At 33.7% G+C, this 16,055-nt stretch carries 14 protein-coding genes; 9 read left to right on the top strand and 5 right to left on the bottom strand.

The features are described from left to right. Window positions 1-378 precede the first annotated feature (378 nt). Both ACHRV5_RS07705 and ACHRV5_RS07700 read right to left on the bottom strand, forming a co-directional pair. Window positions 379-918, bottom strand: a complete 540-nt coding sequence (locus tag ACHRV5_RS07705) for a hypothetical protein (RefSeq protein ID WP_395426354.1) — start codon at window positions 916-918, stop codon at window positions 379-381. A 134-nt stretch (window positions 919-1,052) separates the two neighbouring features. Then, the gene (locus ACHRV5_RS07700; RefSeq protein ID WP_395426353.1) at window positions 1,053-1,547 is read right to left on the bottom strand and encodes a hypothetical protein; all 495 of its coding nucleotides are present in this window, start codon (window positions 1,545-1,547) and stop codon (window positions 1,053-1,055) included. A gap of 404 nt (window positions 1,548-1,951) precedes the next feature. Here ACHRV5_RS07700 and ACHRV5_RS07695 point away from each other — a divergent pair, with 404 nt between their 5' ends. Further along, on the top strand, window positions 1,952-2,854 hold the full coding sequence (locus tag ACHRV5_RS07695; RefSeq protein ID WP_395426352.1) for a PhzF family phenazine biosynthesis protein: 903 nt from the start codon (window positions 1,952-1,954) through the stop codon (window positions 2,852-2,854). Window positions 2,855-2,905: 51 nt separating this feature from the next. Here the strand turns inward: ACHRV5_RS07695 and ACHRV5_RS07690 are convergent, their stop codons facing one another. From ACHRV5_RS07690 to ACHRV5_RS07680, 3 genes are all read right to left on the bottom strand, one after another. Beyond that, window positions 2,906-4,462: a patatin-like phospholipase family protein gene (locus ACHRV5_RS07690; protein WP_395426351.1), complete on the bottom strand. Its 1,557-nt coding sequence runs from the start codon at window positions 4,460-4,462 to the stop codon at window positions 2,906-2,908. A 536-nt stretch (window positions 4,463-4,998) separates the two neighbouring features. Further along, window positions 4,999-5,226 (bottom strand): CDGSH iron-sulfur domain-containing protein, encoded by a 228-nt coding sequence (locus ACHRV5_RS07685; RefSeq protein ID WP_047777006.1) that lies wholly within the window; start codon window positions 5,224-5,226, stop codon window positions 4,999-5,001. A 140-nt stretch (window positions 5,227-5,366) separates the two neighbouring features. Beyond that, window positions 5,367-5,537: a hypothetical protein gene (locus tag ACHRV5_RS07680; RefSeq protein ID WP_395426350.1), complete on the bottom strand. Its 171-nt coding sequence runs from the start codon at window positions 5,535-5,537 to the stop codon at window positions 5,367-5,369. Window positions 5,538-6,036: 499 nt separating this feature from the next. Between ACHRV5_RS07680 and metG the strand changes: the two genes are divergently transcribed. The 8 genes from metG to ACHRV5_RS07640 all read left to right on the top strand — a co-directional run bounded on the left by metG (window position 6,037) and on the right by ACHRV5_RS07640 (window position 15,748). Beyond that, window positions 6,037-8,091 (top strand): methionine--tRNA ligase, encoded by a 2,055-nt coding sequence (gene metG, locus ACHRV5_RS07675; RefSeq protein ID WP_047777003.1) that lies wholly within the window; start codon window positions 6,037-6,039, stop codon window positions 8,089-8,091. A 237-nt stretch (window positions 8,092-8,328) separates the two neighbouring features. After that, window positions 8,329-8,604, top strand: a complete 276-nt coding sequence (locus tag ACHRV5_RS07670; RefSeq protein WP_230003903.1) for a hypothetical protein — start codon at window positions 8,329-8,331, stop codon at window positions 8,602-8,604. An 869-nt stretch (window positions 8,605-9,473) separates the two neighbouring features. Further along, complete coding sequence (locus ACHRV5_RS07665) at window positions 9,474-10,928, top strand: hypothetical protein (RefSeq protein WP_395426349.1); 1,455 nt, start codon at window positions 9,474-9,476, stop codon at window positions 10,926-10,928. Window positions 10,929-11,095: 167 nt separating this feature from the next. Beyond that, window positions 11,096-12,544: a hypothetical protein gene (locus ACHRV5_RS07660; protein ID WP_395426348.1), complete on the top strand. Its 1,449-nt coding sequence runs from the start codon at window positions 11,096-11,098 to the stop codon at window positions 12,542-12,544. Window positions 12,545-12,712: 168 nt separating this feature from the next. Then, entirely contained in the window at window positions 12,713-14,188 is a 1,476-nt protein-coding gene (locus ACHRV5_RS07655) for a hypothetical protein (protein WP_395426347.1), read from the top strand. A 153-nt stretch (window positions 14,189-14,341) separates the two neighbouring features. Further along, complete coding sequence (locus ACHRV5_RS07650; RefSeq protein WP_395426346.1) at window positions 14,342-14,578, top strand: hypothetical protein; 237 nt, start codon at window positions 14,342-14,344, stop codon at window positions 14,576-14,578. Continuing rightward, window positions 14,560-14,802 (top strand): type II toxin-antitoxin system RelE/ParE family toxin, encoded by a 243-nt coding sequence (locus tag ACHRV5_RS07645; protein WP_395426345.1) that lies wholly within the window; start codon window positions 14,560-14,562, stop codon window positions 14,800-14,802. Before ACHRV5_RS07650 ends, ACHRV5_RS07645 begins: the two co-directional genes overlap by 19 nt. A 61-nt stretch (window positions 14,803-14,863) precedes the next feature. Next, complete coding sequence (locus ACHRV5_RS07640) at window positions 14,864-15,748, top strand: DMT family transporter (RefSeq protein ID WP_395426344.1); 885 nt, start codon at window positions 14,864-14,866, stop codon at window positions 15,746-15,748. Window positions 15,749-16,055 lie beyond the last annotated feature (307 nt).

Raw genomic sequence — 16,055 nt, 5'->3', positions numbered from 1 at the left:
GAAAGAGAATTTCGCAGAGTTGCACAGAGTTAGCACAGAGATTCGCAAAGATTTATATTAAACTCTGTGTCTCTTTGTGTTTTTTCTTTGTGAATCTCTGCGGAACAAAAAACTAAGCTCTCTTAATCTCATGGGCCTAAATTATCTAGAAAGAGAATTTCACAGAGTTACGCGAAGCTAACACAGAGATTCGCAAAGATTTATATTAAACTCTGTGTGTCTCTGTGTTTTTTCTTTGCGAATCTCTGCGGAACAAAAAACTAAACTCTCTTAATACTACAAAGTTGCGCGAAGCTGACACAGAGATTCGCAAAGATTTGGATTAAACTCTGTGTGTCTCTGTGCTTTTTCTTTGTGAATCTCTGCGGAACAAAAAAACTAAGCTCTCTTAATCTCATGCCCCACAAATTCTTCTAAAACCGCAAACATTTCATCTACCGAAAGCACTTCTGTATCGGGATGTGATTTTAAAAATTCCGCATTAAGGGTAACCAGATTTTCTTCTAATTCGAAGAAGGCATCATTGTTTAATAAATCTCTAGTCGGGTTTACACCTTCCAGTTTTCCCTTTAGAAATTTACCGATTTTGACACTGCTCAATAATCGAACTCTTTTAGCCTGTGTTTGAAATAATTCCAAATGTTTTTCAGCACCAATTAAAGCTAGCCCTTCTTCGATCAATTCATTTAATTCTTTGTTCCATCCTGAATTGTAAACGAATTGTGCAAAATTGCCTTCGGTATATTGTGATGTATAATAATCTAAATAATAACTCATCAGCGCATCTTCGTGAATCAAATCGTCGTCGATTTTTTCCTCACGCATCAGATTAATTACCGATATATTTGAGTTGATAATGTCCTGAGGGTTTGCACTCTCTGCTGCGCTTTCTGAAATAATGATTCTACCGAATTCCATTTTGAGTTTTGTTTTAATGGGTTTTGATGCAAATTTCGACTAAAATAATGGAGAAAAGAAAAGTGCTACTAAAAAAAAACAGCAGTAAACTTTTGCTTACTGCTGCTTTTTATCACAATTTTTATTTTTAAAATCTATCTTAGTGCTTTCACGCTAAAGCTACCTTCTGTAACTTCAACCGCTGTTCCGTTTTTAGTTGCAGAGAAATTAAATGTTCCTTCAATTCTTTCGCTATTTACAAGCGTAATATTCATTGTCCCTGATGTTGCATTTACATTACTAAATTCTGGCATAAAGGCAAAATCTACCTGATAAGTTGTTTCAAGCTTTGACAAATCAAGAACAATCGGGTGACTACCTTTTGTTACAATCAAAGGCATCCATAAACCAATACTTTTGTAGGTATTGTCTATTCCTTGACTTCCCTTTATAAGCAAATTTAATGAACTTGATACTCCAGGTTCAAAAGAATAAGAAGTTCCTTTGTATTTGAATTTGATAAATTCTCCTTTTGTTTGGATTTCATCCGGATTCTCTTTTGGAGCGTCATCACTACTACAAGAAGACGATAGAACAAACGCAAAAACAGCGATAGCAAAAAACACAATTTTCTTTAGATTTTTCATCATAAATGGCTTTATTTATTTTTTTTTAAGATCGCAAATATATAGATATTTCCTACTCTTAAAGCCACTACGAGATAAAAATAAAAGCTAAAATCCTTAATACTCTGTCAATAGTTCTTTTAGCCCTTTGGTTTTCAAAATCTTGCCCTTTATAACAAGTAGAAGCCTTAGCTTACTCAATCAATACTACTTATTACTTTGTCGAATTTCAGGTACGATTTCTCGACTTCGCTCGAAATGACACTTTTACAAACCTCTTATTTTTTGTTATGAAGTTTGAAAACCAAAAAGTAAACAAAGTACTACTTTACTTTATCTTATTTACACTATTTTTATGGACAATAAGAACAATTGCTAACTTGTAGCATTTTATAAAATCAACAAAAATCTATTTAAAAAGAAAATCAATGAGAGCAAAGATCGCTTTAGAATATTATGTTTTAGATGTATTCTCTAATACAAGTTATAAAGGCAATCCATTGTCTGTTGTTTTTACCGATGGTAATTTAGAATTAGAAGTCTATCAAAATATTGCGAAAGAATTTGGCTATTCTGAAACTTCATTTGTTTATTATTCTGCAGAACAGAAAGCGCTGAATGTACGATCGTTTACGCCGATTGGTTTTGAAATTGACGGTGCCGGACACAATCTGCTTGGTGCAGTTTGTGGTGCATTATTAAAAAAAATCCCCATATTTGAAGAACAAGAAGAGCACAATCGTTTTGTGATTATGAAAAATGCTTCGATACCTATAACGGTAAAATTTGATCCTGAAACACACTATCCTATTGTGCAGATGCACCAAAAATCTGCCGTTATTAAACAACAGATACCGACTTATAAAATTGCTATTGCGCTTGGTTTAAAAATAAAAGACTTAGAAATCGACATGTTAGTTCCGACTGTTGTTGAGACAGAGGTTGCACACACAATGGTTCCGTTGAGAAATAGTAAATTACTTAATGAGTGTACTCCAGACAGTAAACTTTTAATAGAAATCTCAAAAGAATATCAATTTGAGGGATTCTATTGTTTCTCTGTTTCCGATCCATCTGAGGATCATATTGTTGAAGCACGGTTTTTTAATCCTATTATCGGAATTGAAGAAGATCCCGCTACAGGTACTGCGGCTGGGCCTTTAATTGGTTTTTTAACAAAAAACAGATATGCAGAACCTAATAAAGAATATAAAATCCTGCAAGGTGTCAAACTAAACCAGGCTTCGTTGATTGAGGTTATGGAACGCAAAAATGATATTTTGGTTGGAGGTTCTTCTGTTATTACAATGCGGGGCGAACTGTACATCTAACTACTTATTTCTACTAAAAAGTCGCATTACTATGCGGCTTTTTAGTCCTTTCTAAAATCCTTTATGTTCCACCAGTAATTCCTTTAATTCGTTAGTTTTTATAAAAACCGCAAAACGTCCGGCCAATAACAACATCTCTTTTTCTTCGTTTTTTGTCTTCAACTTTGTTTCCACATGGGAGGCATATTCATATAACATTAAAACTTCACTCGCCCCAAAATCTTTAAACATATCTTTTCCTAAACTGGATAGAATTACTTCGCCATTTTTGTCTTTTGCAAAACGATCAGTCCCAAACTTTGCCACTAATTGCGTTTTAAAATCCGTTTGTAGTTTCAACCAGTTACTGGCTGTGTCATCCGTGTTTTTTAATTCTGTAACCAAATCTTCATAATCCTGATCTTTCTTCAAATTTGATAAGTAATCCCGTAATGTTGTAAAACCAATCACCTGGTAATTGCTAATTGGTATTTTATACTTTTCCAGCACATTTTCAACATCATTTTCAAAAGTGATGTATCGCGTCTGAACGGTATATAAGGAAGCGGTCTCTAACAACGAAATCAATCTGATTTTTACATCATTTATAAAGGGCTCCTTCTTTCCCTGTCCCAAACAATCTATAAAAAGGGCTTTTTTGTTCTTATCTTCTACTTTGACATCGTCATGGAGTAATTCTATTAAGGTTTGATATCCCATGTTATCGGAAGCCCCGCCATCTATCACACATAGTATTTTGTCCTGACCTTTGATCCCGAATTTTGTTTTGGGAAGCACACCCGGGAAGGCAGAACTTGCTGTAATGGCATACGTCAACGGGAAGTCATAACCATCGTTGATGTTATTTTCATTAAGTGAAATCGGCGCTTTATTGGGAGCCAGTGAAGAATTTATTTTTAAACCCCGAATAATATGCGGCATAAACGGGAAACGCTCCCCATTATTATAAGCCGTTCCGTTGGCAACCAGCATTGGCAACTCGGGATTCTGCTTGCTCTCTTTTGGAATGAAAAAATCAGACAAAAGCATTTGAGTTTTAAATTTCTCCGGGTTTTCGGGATTAGAACTGTCAAACTGCAAAACCTCCAAATCTAAACGCTGTGACATGGATACTTTTTCCCCTTTTTCGTTTCTGCTATTATTGAGAAGCGAGAAAACATTGGCCGATTTATTTATATCTGATTTGTAAGCGTCTGCTTTAGAAAAATAAAACTCATTAAAACTACAGTTGTCATGATGCAATTTATTTTTCAATATGGTTAAATAATATCCGGCTGAATAACAGCCTCCTGAAACGGTTGAAAAATAGTCTATTTCACTTAAAAAGTTACGCTGCGAATTGCTTTCTTCTATTTCTTCCAGTCCCAAAAGCACCCCCATACTAAAAAACTGTGCTCTGGATCCACCTCCTGAAATTCCGACTCCTAAAGCAATCTTTGGATTCTGAAATCTGCTGTCACGATCCTGAACCGATTTGTATTCCTTTAAAGCTACCGAGGGAATTGAATTGTAGTTGATTTCTGAAAAAAGATTTATCTTGTTTTGAGCTATTCCTTTGTTTAGAAAAACAAGAATAAAAAATAATATTTTAACTCTTTTTTGTACCATATCTTATTACAAATAAATTGGTCTTCTAGTCCATATCAAATAATCTGAAAATAAACGAAAGTTCGCAAACAATAAATAATGCAACCAAAACAGCATGAAAAACGTTGTTTTGAACTTTTATCACCTTCAAACATAAAACAATATGAACGATAATTCGAAGATAATATTCCTTTCCTTGATATAAAAAATAATGTCTGCCTTTTAATGTGGTATCAATCGTCTCGCCACCAAAACAAATCGCCCGAATTACAAAGAAACAATTATTGCGGGAATAAAAGTAATCTTCATAATCCTTATAATCAGCCAAATCATCCCGACAAAGAATGGCGCATAACAAATAAAAAACCAATACTTTAATTAAACTTATGCTTTACAACCATTAGTAATCAATTTATAATATTATGCAAGCTTTTTATAATCGATTGGAATCCCATGTAAATCAGCAGCTTTTATTGCTCTTTCAAAATACAAAGACATAAAAAAACCGCATCAGTAATGCGGTTTTTTATATTTTAAATAAACTAAAAATCAAATTCTTAATTCGTTTTCATCGGTGGCAAATCGAATGCAATTGAATCGTGTTCGAAATTATTACGGTGTCCACCGTCACAAAAAGGTTTGTTTGCTGATAATCCACAACGACAAAGACCTAATGCAGCTCTTCCTTGTAATCCGTATACTGTTCCTTCCGGGTCCATTATTTCGAAATCACCTTCTATCTTAATAGATCCATTTTTATTGATGATTAATTTAGTCTTGCTCATAAAATTGCTTTGTTTTTTCAACAAAGATTGCAAAATATATTGCGAAGGATTTGCAAGAACAGGAGGTTTTTTAGTTCAAAGGGGCTAGTTTAAATTAAGTCTATTTAAACGAACGTTTTTCAACTTAAAAACAATAGAATTTATTGGTTATTAGCCTCGTCATCTTTCTTTTTCTGATTCATTTTTGCTACCAGCTCTTTCAACCGCAAGGTTCTTTCTCTTTTTTCTTCCTGAATTTTAGCCTTTTTCCTATTCAGCAATTTGGTATGTAAAGCCTTGTTTTTGGTGTTTTTTTCGGGTCCTTTTGCCATGATTTCTACTCTTAGTAATTGCGTTTACAAATATACGGATTTTGGGGTTTGTTAGCTTTAGAGGAATCGGGGCTTCGACTTCGCTCAGCCTGACAATTCGACTTCGCTCAGCCTGACTGTTCGGCTTTGCTTAGACTTACAAAACATCTTCTCTGCAAAGGTCTATGTTTTTACAACGAATCTCACTGATAACTAAAATCTCGCAAAGTCGCAGAGACGCAAAGAAAAAGACTCCAAACTTTACCCCAAAACCAAAAAAAACTTTGCGACTCCGCGACTTTGCGAGATTAATTCAAAAGACAAAACTTCACCCCCTTTTTTAAAAGAAACACAAAACCAAAAAAACTTTGCGACTTCGCGACTTTGCGAGATTAATTCAAAACGCTTAAAAAAACACCAAACATCTCCTCTCTAAAATTCTGTCTTTTCATACCGAATCTCAGTGACATACTAAAATCTCGATTCTATTGCTTATTTTTGCACCCAATAAAATTGAGTTATGATACAGAATCCAAAGAGATATACTATTACAGCTGCATTGCCTTATACCAACGGACCTATTCACATTGGGCATTTGGCGGGGGTTTACGTGCCTGCAGATATTTATTCAAGATATTTACGCTTACAAGGAAAAGATGTTGCTTTTATTTGCGGAAGTGATGAACATGGTGTTGCCATTTCGATGAAAGCAAAAAAAGAAGGAATTACACCGCAGGAAGTTATTGATAAATACGACGGAATTATCAGAAAATCATTTGCTGATTTCGGAATTTCGTTTGATAATTATTCCAGAACTTCTGCTAAAATTCATCATGATACCGCTTCGGAATTCTTTAGAACGTTGTATGATAAAGGCGATTTTATTGAAGAAGTTACAGAACAATTGTACGATGCAAAAGCCAATCAGTTTTTGGCAGATCGTTTTGTAGTTGGAACGTGCCCAAAATGTGGCAACGAAGAAGCCTACGGCGATCAGTGCGAAAAATGTGGCTCTACGCTAAATGCAACCGATTTAATTAACCCTAAATCAACGATTACAGGAGAAACTCCGATTCTGAAATCAACAAAACACTGGTTTTTACCTTTAGACCGATATACTGAATTCTTGCAGGAATGGATTTTGGTTGGACATAAAAACGACTGGAAACCGAATGTTTACGGACAGGTTAAATCCTGGGTAGACGGTGGATTAGAACCTCGTGCGGTAACGCGTGACTTAGACTGGGGAATTGATGTTCCGGTTGAAGGTGCTGAAGGCAAAAAACTATACGTTTGGTTTGATGCTCCTATCGGATACATTTCGTCGACCAAAGAATGGGCGGCGCGTGAAGGAAAAGACTGGGAACCGTATTGGAAAGATGAAGACACAAAATTAGTGCACTTTATCGGAAAAGATAATATCGTTTTTCATTGTATCATTTTCCCTGCGATGTTAAAAGCAGAAGGAAGTTATATTTTACCGGACAATGTACCTGCAAATGAGTTTTTGAATTTGGAAGGAAATAAACTTTCGACTTCTAAAAACTGGGCGGTTTGGTTACACGAATATTTAGAAGAATTCCCAGAGAAACAAGACGTTTTGCGTTATGCATTGACTTCTAACGCTCCGGAAACAAAGGATAATGATTTTACCTGGAAGGATTTTCAGGCAAGAAACAATAATGAATTAGTTGCTATTTTCGGAAACTTCATTAATCGTGTGGTTGTTTTAACGAACAAATACTACGACGGATTTATTCCGACGCCAAATGAATTTACAGAAATTGACGAAGCAACTTTAGCAGAATTAAAAGCCTACCCAGCCGTGATTTCAAGCTCAGTTGAGCGTTACAGATTCCGTGAAGCTTTAGGTGAATTAATGAATGTGGCTCGTTTAGGAAATAAATATCTGGCAGACGAAGAGCCTTGGAAAGTAATAAAAGACAATCCGGAGCGTGTAAAAACTCAAATGTATGTGGCCTTGCAAATCGCAGCAGCGCTAAGCATTTTGGCAGAACCATTTTTACCTTTTACAGCTACAAAACTTTCTAAAATCCTAAACATCAAAGACCTAAATTGGAATTTGGAATTTAATGATTGGAATTTATTCCCAACAGGACATAAAATTGGTGAAGCTGAATTGCTTTTCGCTAAAATCGAAGACGAAGAAATACAAAAACAAATAGACAAATTGGAAGCTACCAAAACAGCTAATATCGCTGAGAACAAAAAGGCTGAACCTCAAAAAGATTTAATTCAGTTTGAAGATTTCGCTAAAATGGACATTCGTGTAGGAACGATCCTTGAAGCTGAAAAAATGCCAAAAGCAAACAAACTATTAGTATTAAAAGTAGACACTGGAATTGACGTTCGTACGATTGTTTCAGGAATTGCAGAAAGCTTTACTCCCGAAGAAATTATCGGAAAACGTGTTTCTGTTCTGGCCAATTTAGCACCAAGAGCTTTACGTGGTGTAGAAAGTCAGGGAATGATTCTAATGACTACAAATGCAGAAGGCAAATTGGTTTTCATTAATCCGGATGCTGATGCTCCGAATGGTGAAACGGTAAATTAGGCCTCTACAGATATAAATAATTAAAGAAATTTCCTACTTATTAAACAGTCAAATCGATATTTATTAATACTTTTGTATCGACTAAATATCTTACAAAACTTTCAATAATTTTTATTAAAAGTTAACATAAGCGAACCCTTGCCATGGTGCGGGAGCAGGAAACTGCCCTAAATCTATCTTTCGAGATATTTAGTCACACCTAAAGCGAGGGTTTCGTACGTTTTAAATTTTTCGATTATGACTAAAGAAAATCAAAACACATCGCATCAGGATGTGATGCTATCCGTAGCAAATTTCCTTTCAGAACTTTGGTTCGAAGGAGAATTTAAAGATCAACCAGAATACCTAGCCGAAATCTTCGACATGATTCTGGAAACCGAAATGGGTAATAACCTCGAGCTAAGAGCTAAGATGAAAGGCTGTCTAAAAACCAGTCGCATGTTAGCAAAAGCGTTGGAACCATTTTCGGAGCAACAAATTGAGCAGGCTTGTAATCAAATTATGAATGCCTAGCGACTAAAACAAAACGCGTGAAACTACCAATAGATTCGCGCGTTTTATTTTTTACACCAATAATTAATTGTCTAAAAAAAGGATCAATTTCAAAAACTGTGGAGAACTAAAAAATTGGATGTAAAAATTTAGTTTATTAAAAAAAACCTCGTTTTGTCATTTCGACGAAGGAGAAATCACACACGTAACTCGACAAAGATTGGCGATTTTCTATGTGGAATTTCTGGTGTGATTTCTCCTTCGTCGAAATGACAGAATTACAGGAAATAACCATTAAACTTACGTTTAAAATTAACATAAACACTCCCTCGCCATGATGACCCTATGGAAACACGGGAAATCTACTCATATGAGTATTTTTGCACATCTAAAGCGAGGGTTTCTTGTTCCTATTATTTTCGATTGCACAAACGTTGCTAGTTAATTATTCTTTTTCCATTTGTTGCTATTTGAATAGCCTCCTGCTTTAGCTGGAGGTACATTGATTGAGAGATGAGTAATTGGCTTTAGCCAAAAGAAGCTGGATATATTTTGGCTAAAGCCATTTAATGTTTAATCTTAACTATATTCCTCCAGCTAGAGCACAATGTCATTAAGTTAAGAGCTTTTTCACGCAGATTCTGCAGATTTTGCGGATTTTTTTTATTACATCCTGCTAAAATCTGCAGAATCTGCGTGAGACTTTTTTAAGCAATCCTTAACTTAATGACATTTAGATAAAGCAGGAGGCTATTCAAAATGATATTTTCGCAAGAAAGCGTATGAAACTTACTTAACAGATTCGCATATTTAACAGTAGATCAAACAATTAACATTCAACATAACCCTTTTTTTATCAGAAAATCAAGATATTTGCAAAAAACTATATCATGATCAAAAAAATACTATTCATCTGTTTGACATTAAACAGTATGACTTCTTTTTCTCAGGACATCGTGAGTTCAACTCCGCTTACTTTAAAAAAGAATCTCAATATTTTTCCGTCTGTAAACAATGATACCAAAGAAGTTACTTTGTTTCTTAGCGACAAGACAAACGTAAAAGCTATTCAGCTTAATGAAAAAATGCAAATCACAGATAGTATTTCTACAGCAAAACCTGATGCAAAAAAATACGACTTTATGATTGGCTACAATAGAAGCAGCAACAATACGAGACTCTTTTGGTCTTCTGATGACTATAAAAATATCTTTGCTCAGTTGTATGATTTCACTAGCCGAAAAATCACTACCAAAGAATATACTTTAGCATTAAAAAACGAAAAAGTTTTGCAAAAGTTCAGCGAAAATGACAACTTTTATATTCTGACTGTACTAAAAAACAGTAATAGTCTAAAACTTCACATCTTTGACAAACAAGGCAATTACATCGAAAAAGTTATTGATCTAGAAGGATTTCATTTTTTCAAAAGCAAGTATGTAAAGTCTGACTTATATGGTGTGTTGGAACAAAATTTACTACCTGCCGAAGCCCCTTTTTCATTACAGAACATCAATACTGAAAACCCTGTTTCGTTAAACGATAGTTCGAAAAAGAGAAAGTGTTATTTTAGCAAAAACCAACTCGTTATAACAATTGACCTGAATGTAAATTTCACACAAGTCATTGTAATTGATCTGGAGAAATATTCTGCCGTTGAAAAAATTATTAAATCGCCACCTATTTCTGATATAAGCAGTTCAGGATTTTCGATCTACATCAACTCAAATTCTTTCTATTTTGACCATAAAATATACCAGACAAAATCTTCGTCTGATATCCTTCATTTTACTATAAACGATTTAGACGGCAATCTGCTACAGCAATATACTGCTACGGAAGATAAACCAATTGAGTTTAAAAATTCAGAGATTTCTCAGGAAGGCAATGAATTCTTTGGTGGCAAAAAAACGCTCGAAACTTCTTCTCAATTTATTAGAAAAACAACTAATCTAAATTCAGCTCTTGCGTGTTATCGCCTTGGTGATACTACTTTAATAACTTTCGGAGGTGTTTCTGCCGGATCCCAGCAATCAGGCGGACAATCTGTAATGAACCAATTTGGGTTTATTGGTTCTTTAATCGGATCTTTCGCATTTAATCCTACTATGGAGAGTTTTAACGCTTATTCTAACCGAAAAGTGGTTAAAATGGAAGGTCTTTTCGATAAAGAAGGAAAACACGTGAAAGGAGATTTGCAACCATTGGCATTTGATAAAATCAGAACTTTTCTCGACAAAGACAATGATGTTTCATCTCAGACACTATTTAAAACAGATGCCTATTATTTTGGTTACTACGATACCAAAACAAAAGAATACATCATTAGAAAATTTGTAGACTAGAAATATAATTCCCGATAAAATCGGGAATTTTTATTTTTAACCGTTCTCTTTTTAAATTTATTAAAAGCACAATCTCAGGACTTCAATAATTATCAAAAAACACCTCTTCTACCTCTTCAAATTTCATTAAAAAACAAGATCTTCGCCAAAAAATTCAGATTAAACCCATGATTAAAAAATTATTATTTATTTGCCTGTTCCTCAATACTATTAACTCTTTTTCACAAGATCTGGTAAATTATACTCCTATTGAACTAAAACGAAACAGAGATGTTTTTCAAATCGTAAATAATACAAAAAAAGAAACCACTTTATTCATTAGTGATAAGCAAAAAGTAAAGGCTCTTGTTCTTAATGAAAAAATGCAGATTATCGATAGTATTTCTGCCGAAAGACCAAACATAAAATTATATGACAATATGATTGGTTACAATACCAACAAGATGAATGCTAGATTGTATTGGTCCTCTAATGACTACAAACAGATTTTCTCACAATTGTATAATTTCCAAACCCGCAAGATTGTCATACACCAATATACTTTGCCTTTTAAAGACGAAATTCATTTACAAAAATTTAGTTCAGAAGATAAATTCTATATTTTAACTGTCATTAAAAAAAGTAATCTTTTTAAGCTTCACATTTTTGACCAGGGAGGTAAGTATGAAACAAGGATAATAGACTTAAGTAATTCTCGCTTTTATAAAAGCAATTATACCAAAACAAATCTCTACGGGATTTTTGCGGAAAATTTACTTCCGTTTGAAAGTCCTTTTTCTTTACAAAACATCATCAGCGAGAACCCAACTTCTATAACTGATGGTGCAAAAAAGAGAAAATGTTACTTTTCTAATAATCAATTGATAATTACACTTGACGCTAATGTAGATTATACCCAACTTATTACCATAGATTTAAAAAACTTTACAGCAACAGAAAAAGTCATTGGCAAACCAATCATTCTTATCATACCCCGTACGGACTTAAATTCAAACTCATTCTATTTTGACCATAAGCTCTATCAAATCAAAAGCTCATCAGATTCATTTTTCTTTACTATAAAAGATTTAGACGGAAATAATTTAAAAGAATTTCATGTTGATGCAGGCAGCCCAATCGATTTTAAAAACTCTGAGATCTATCAGGAAGGTGGTGATTTTGGAGGAAAAAGAATTTTAGAAACCAGTTCACAGTTTATCCGAAAAATAAACAGTCTAAATTCCGGAATTTCATGTTATCACCTTGGTGAAAATACTTTGATTACACTTGGAGGTGTCTCTGCACAAAAAAATACGGGAGCAGAAGTAGTGGCTTTTAGCGCATTTGGACTTGTTGGCGGCATTGCGCTAGCTACAATATATTATTACAACCCTACAATGGATAGTTTTAACTCGTATAACAACCGAAAAGTTGTAAAAATAGAATCTCTCTTTGACAAAGATAACAATCATGTCAAAACGGAGCTCAAGCCACTTGCATTTGACAAAATCAGAACATTTTTTGATGACATTACCGATGTCTCTTCTCAAACTTTGTTTAAAATGGATTCCAATTATTATTTAGGATATTACGACAATACAACAAAAGAATACATCATCAGAAAATTTGCAGACTAGAAATATAATTCCCGATTTTATCGGGAATTTTTATTTTTAACCGTTCTCTTTTTAAATTTATTAAAGGCACAATCTCAGGACTTCAATAATTATCAAAAAAACACCTCTTCTACCTCCTCAAATTTCACTAAAAAGCAAGATCTTCGCCAAAAAATTCAGATTAAACCCATGATTAAAAAATTATTATTTATTTGCCTGCTCTTCAATACTGTTAACTCTTTTTCACAAGATCTGGTAAAAGAATTCAATTTAAAACTAGAGCGAAAGAGAGATTATCTTCAAGTCGTAAACGAAACCAAAAAAGAAGTCGTGTTGTTTTTGAATGATAACGAAAAAGTTACTTCTGTTAAACTTGATAGTACATTTACTATTAATGATTCATTGTCACATCCAAGATTAGAAAAAAGCTATACAGACATACTTGGTTACAGTCAAAAAGACGATAATTATTTACTTTTCTGGGGTTCTAAAGACAGAAAAAAAATCATCTCTCAATTTTTTAATTTCACTAAAAAAGAAACAGGAGCAACTACTTTCGAATTAGAATTTGACAAAGAGAAAGTCTTTAAAGAATTAACCATTAATAATGTTTTCTATTTAATTACAATTCTTAAAAAGTCCGGTAATTTAAAATTTTACATCTTTGATAATGGCGTTTTAAACACCCGAATTGTCGATTTATCAAACTTCGAATTTAAAAATAAATCAGCCGCTCCTGCAAATTTACACACCGTTCTGACAGAAGAATCCTGGGATTTTTCTGTACAAACCATCAGTAACGACAGCCCGCCTTCTTTGGCATTGAGCAGAGAACAATTTAAACTGTACACTTATAAAAAGGATGAAATTATTTTTACAATAGACAACAATCCCCATTTTACAGATATTTTAAGAATTAATTTAAATGATTTTACAGCCAATTTAAAATCAATTAAAAAACCGGTCGTAACACGAGGGGAATATGAATCTGTTCTATTTAAGTCAAATTCATTTTTAATCGATGACAAAATTCTTCAGATAAAGACAAATCCTGACGTTTTACTTTTTACAATTAGTGATCTGGAGGGTACAATAATTAACAAATATAAAACCTTACGCGAGGAGGAAATCTCCTTTAAAAACACCGCTGTTTTTCAGGAAGTAGGTAGTCTTAGCAAGAAACGAGTCCTTGAAAAACCTAAACAGTTTATCCGTAAAATCAACAACTCACGTCCAAGTATATCCTGTTATAGTTTAAATGGTTTATACTATACCGTCATAGGAAGTTCTCAGGATATCGTTCATTCATCTCCAAATGGAGCAGGGATGGGTATCGGTGCAGGAGGTTTCTCCTCTGGTGTGTATTTTTCAATTAGTCCAGGCTATACCCTCGAAAATTTGATTTCTTATAAAGATAAAAACGTTGTTTACACCACTTGTTTGTTTGATGCTAATTTTAATCATCTGGAAGATACAATTAAAACTTCTGCCTTTGAAAAAGCAAGAGCGTTTCTGGAAGAAAACGAAGAAATTACGACAAGAACCTCTATTTTCAGTAAAGACTTGTATAAGGATCTGATTCTTTTCAAATTCAATACCTCTTTGTATTTAGGAAATTATAATAAGGAAAATAAAAAATATCAGATTTTTAGTTTTTCAGAGTAACTTTAAATCCGAAAAGTAAATACCTAATCAAAATGAAACCAAGATTAACACCAATCATTGGAATATTTTGTATTTTGATCTTCTAAGAAATAATCGGAACCAATCTAACTATTTTAGAAATAAATCTTTAAATTTGAGTATAAAAGAAAGGTTATGGACATGACTGCACAAATAAAAAAAAACCTGATCTCAAGAATTAAAGATTCTAATGATTTGAATTTCCTCAATGCTCTTCAAACTATATTTGATTCGTCTGAGCAAGCTCTTTATGAATTGTCATCTGAGCAAAATAATGCTATCGAAAATGGCCGAAACGAAATTAAAAAAGGTGATTTTCATACGAATGATGAAGTAATTTCAGAAATGCGGGAATGGTTAAAAAAGAAATAATTTGGTCCCCTTTAGCTAAACTTCAATTAGAAAATATTCTCGAATATTACGTTATTCAAAATGAAAGTTCAACATATAGTTTAAAAATCTTAAGCGAAATTGAAGATTTATTAAACACGCTTTCACACTCAGAACTGATTGGAAGACTTACTTTAAATAAAATCACCCGAGTTATTTCTATGAAAGTTTACCTGATTTTTTTGAGATTAACAACAATCAAATAAAGTAACCTAACTCCAATAATTTAAGCTTTGCTTCGGCGCTACTAAGCTTAGGACATTCCAAATGAAAATAACAAAACCAAGATTAGCTTTAATCGGCGGAATACTTTGTATTTCGATTTTCCCGATATTGGTAAAATTACGTTTAGCACCGGGATTAATTTCTGCTTTTTACCGAATGTTTTTTGCGGTTATTTTGCTTTTACCGTATGTGCTTTTGAGTAAAAATTTTAAAATGCCAACTTTAAGATTTACTCTTTTGGCAGCACTTTGTGGTGTTTTATTCTCTTCGGATGTTGCCGTTTGGAACATCGCCATTCAGGATTCAAGTGCCACACAGGCTTCGTTACTAACCAACTTGTCCCCTCTTTGGGTTGGAATTGGTTCTTTTTTCTTCTTGAACACAAAACCCGCCACAAACTTCTGGATCGGAACAGCTGTCTCCTTATTCGGAATGATAACTTTGGTTGGTTTTGGTTTTTTCATGGAATTAAACTTCGATCAGGCTTTTCTGTTTGCGGTGCTATCCGGAATCCTTTATTCGATTTATCTGTTAGTCAGTAAAAATGTGCTTTCTCATGTTGATGTTTTATCTTTTATGACCATCAGCTTGTTGGCCTCCAGCATTTATTTGGGAATTCTTTGTTATTCGCTGGATCAACCTTTTACAGGATTCTCCGATATGGGTTGGTTTGTATTGGTGCTTCAGGCGGTAATTTGTCAATTGTGTGCCTGGCTTTCGATAAGTTACGCCACACAACACATGCGCGCAACGAGGGTTTCGTTAAGTTTATTGAGTCAGGCTGTAATTACTTCGATATTAGCTTGGTTGTTTTTGGAAGAACAAATAACTTTACAAATGGTTTTTGGCGGAATCATTTTGCTTTTCGGAATCAGAATCACGTTTTATGATAAGACCATTTCGTTGAAAAAGGTTTTTTCTAAGTAACATTTGTGAAATTGCGGTCTGAAAATTGCACTCGGATTTTGCGGATTAAACGGATTTACGCGGACTCTTTTTTTTATTTGAATTGAAACTATTTGCGAACTTGGGGTGGGAAATTCACACACCGATTTTACTGATTAAGCAGGTTAACACTGATTTTGTTTGAATTTGAATTATAAAAAATCACTTTAATCAGTGGCAAAAAAATAGCACGCAGATTTAGCTGATCAAGCAGATTTATTTGAAAATCTTTAAAATCATTTTAATCGGTGGCAAAAAAATTAGCTGGCAAATGAAACGAATCAAACAG

Origin of the sequence: Flavobacterium sp. FlaQc-52 (assembly GCF_044007495.1) — a bacterium.
Taxonomy (GTDB): Bacteria; Bacteroidota; Bacteroidia; order Flavobacteriales; family Flavobacteriaceae; genus Flavobacterium; species Flavobacterium cupriresistens.
This window is presented reverse-complemented; position numbering and strand designations above follow the sequence as displayed.

Coding starts and splice junctions, on each gene's coding strand:
- ACHRV5_RS07705 (WP_395426354.1), bottom strand. CDS start 918: ATGGAATTCGGTAGAATCATTATTTCAGAAAGCGCAGCAGAGAGTGCA.
- ACHRV5_RS07700 (WP_395426353.1), bottom strand. CDS start 1,547: ATGATGAAAAATCTAAAGAAAATTGTGTTTTTTGCTATCGCTGTTTTT.
- ACHRV5_RS07695 (WP_395426352.1), top strand. CDS start 1,952: ATGAGAGCAAAGATCGCTTTAGAATATTATGTTTTAGATGTATTCTCT.
- ACHRV5_RS07690 (WP_395426351.1), bottom strand. CDS start 4,462: ATGGTACAAAAAAGAGTTAAAATATTATTTTTTATTCTTGTTTTTCTA.
- ACHRV5_RS07685 (WP_047777006.1), bottom strand. CDS start 5,226: ATGAGCAAGACTAAATTAATCATCAATAAAAATGGATCTATTAAGATA.
- ACHRV5_RS07680 (WP_395426350.1), bottom strand. CDS start 5,537: ATGGCAAAAGGACCCGAAAAAAACACCAAAAACAAGGCTTTACATACC.
- metG (WP_047777003.1), top strand. CDS start 6,037: ATGATACAGAATCCAAAGAGATATACTATTACAGCTGCATTGCCTTAT.
- ACHRV5_RS07670 (WP_230003903.1), top strand. CDS start 8,329: ATGACTAAAGAAAATCAAAACACATCGCATCAGGATGTGATGCTATCC.
- ACHRV5_RS07665 (WP_395426349.1), top strand. CDS start 9,474: ATGATCAAAAAAATACTATTCATCTGTTTGACATTAAACAGTATGACT.
- ACHRV5_RS07660 (WP_395426348.1), top strand. CDS start 11,096: ATGATTAAAAAATTATTATTTATTTGCCTGTTCCTCAATACTATTAAC.
- ACHRV5_RS07655 (WP_395426347.1), top strand. CDS start 12,713: ATGATTAAAAAATTATTATTTATTTGCCTGCTCTTCAATACTGTTAAC.
- ACHRV5_RS07650 (WP_395426346.1), top strand. CDS start 14,342: ATGGACATGACTGCACAAATAAAAAAAAACCTGATCTCAAGAATTAAA.
- ACHRV5_RS07645 (WP_395426345.1), top strand. CDS start 14,560: ATGGTTAAAAAAGAAATAATTTGGTCCCCTTTAGCTAAACTTCAATTA.
- ACHRV5_RS07640 (WP_395426344.1), top strand. CDS start 14,864: ATGAAAATAACAAAACCAAGATTAGCTTTAATCGGCGGAATACTTTGT.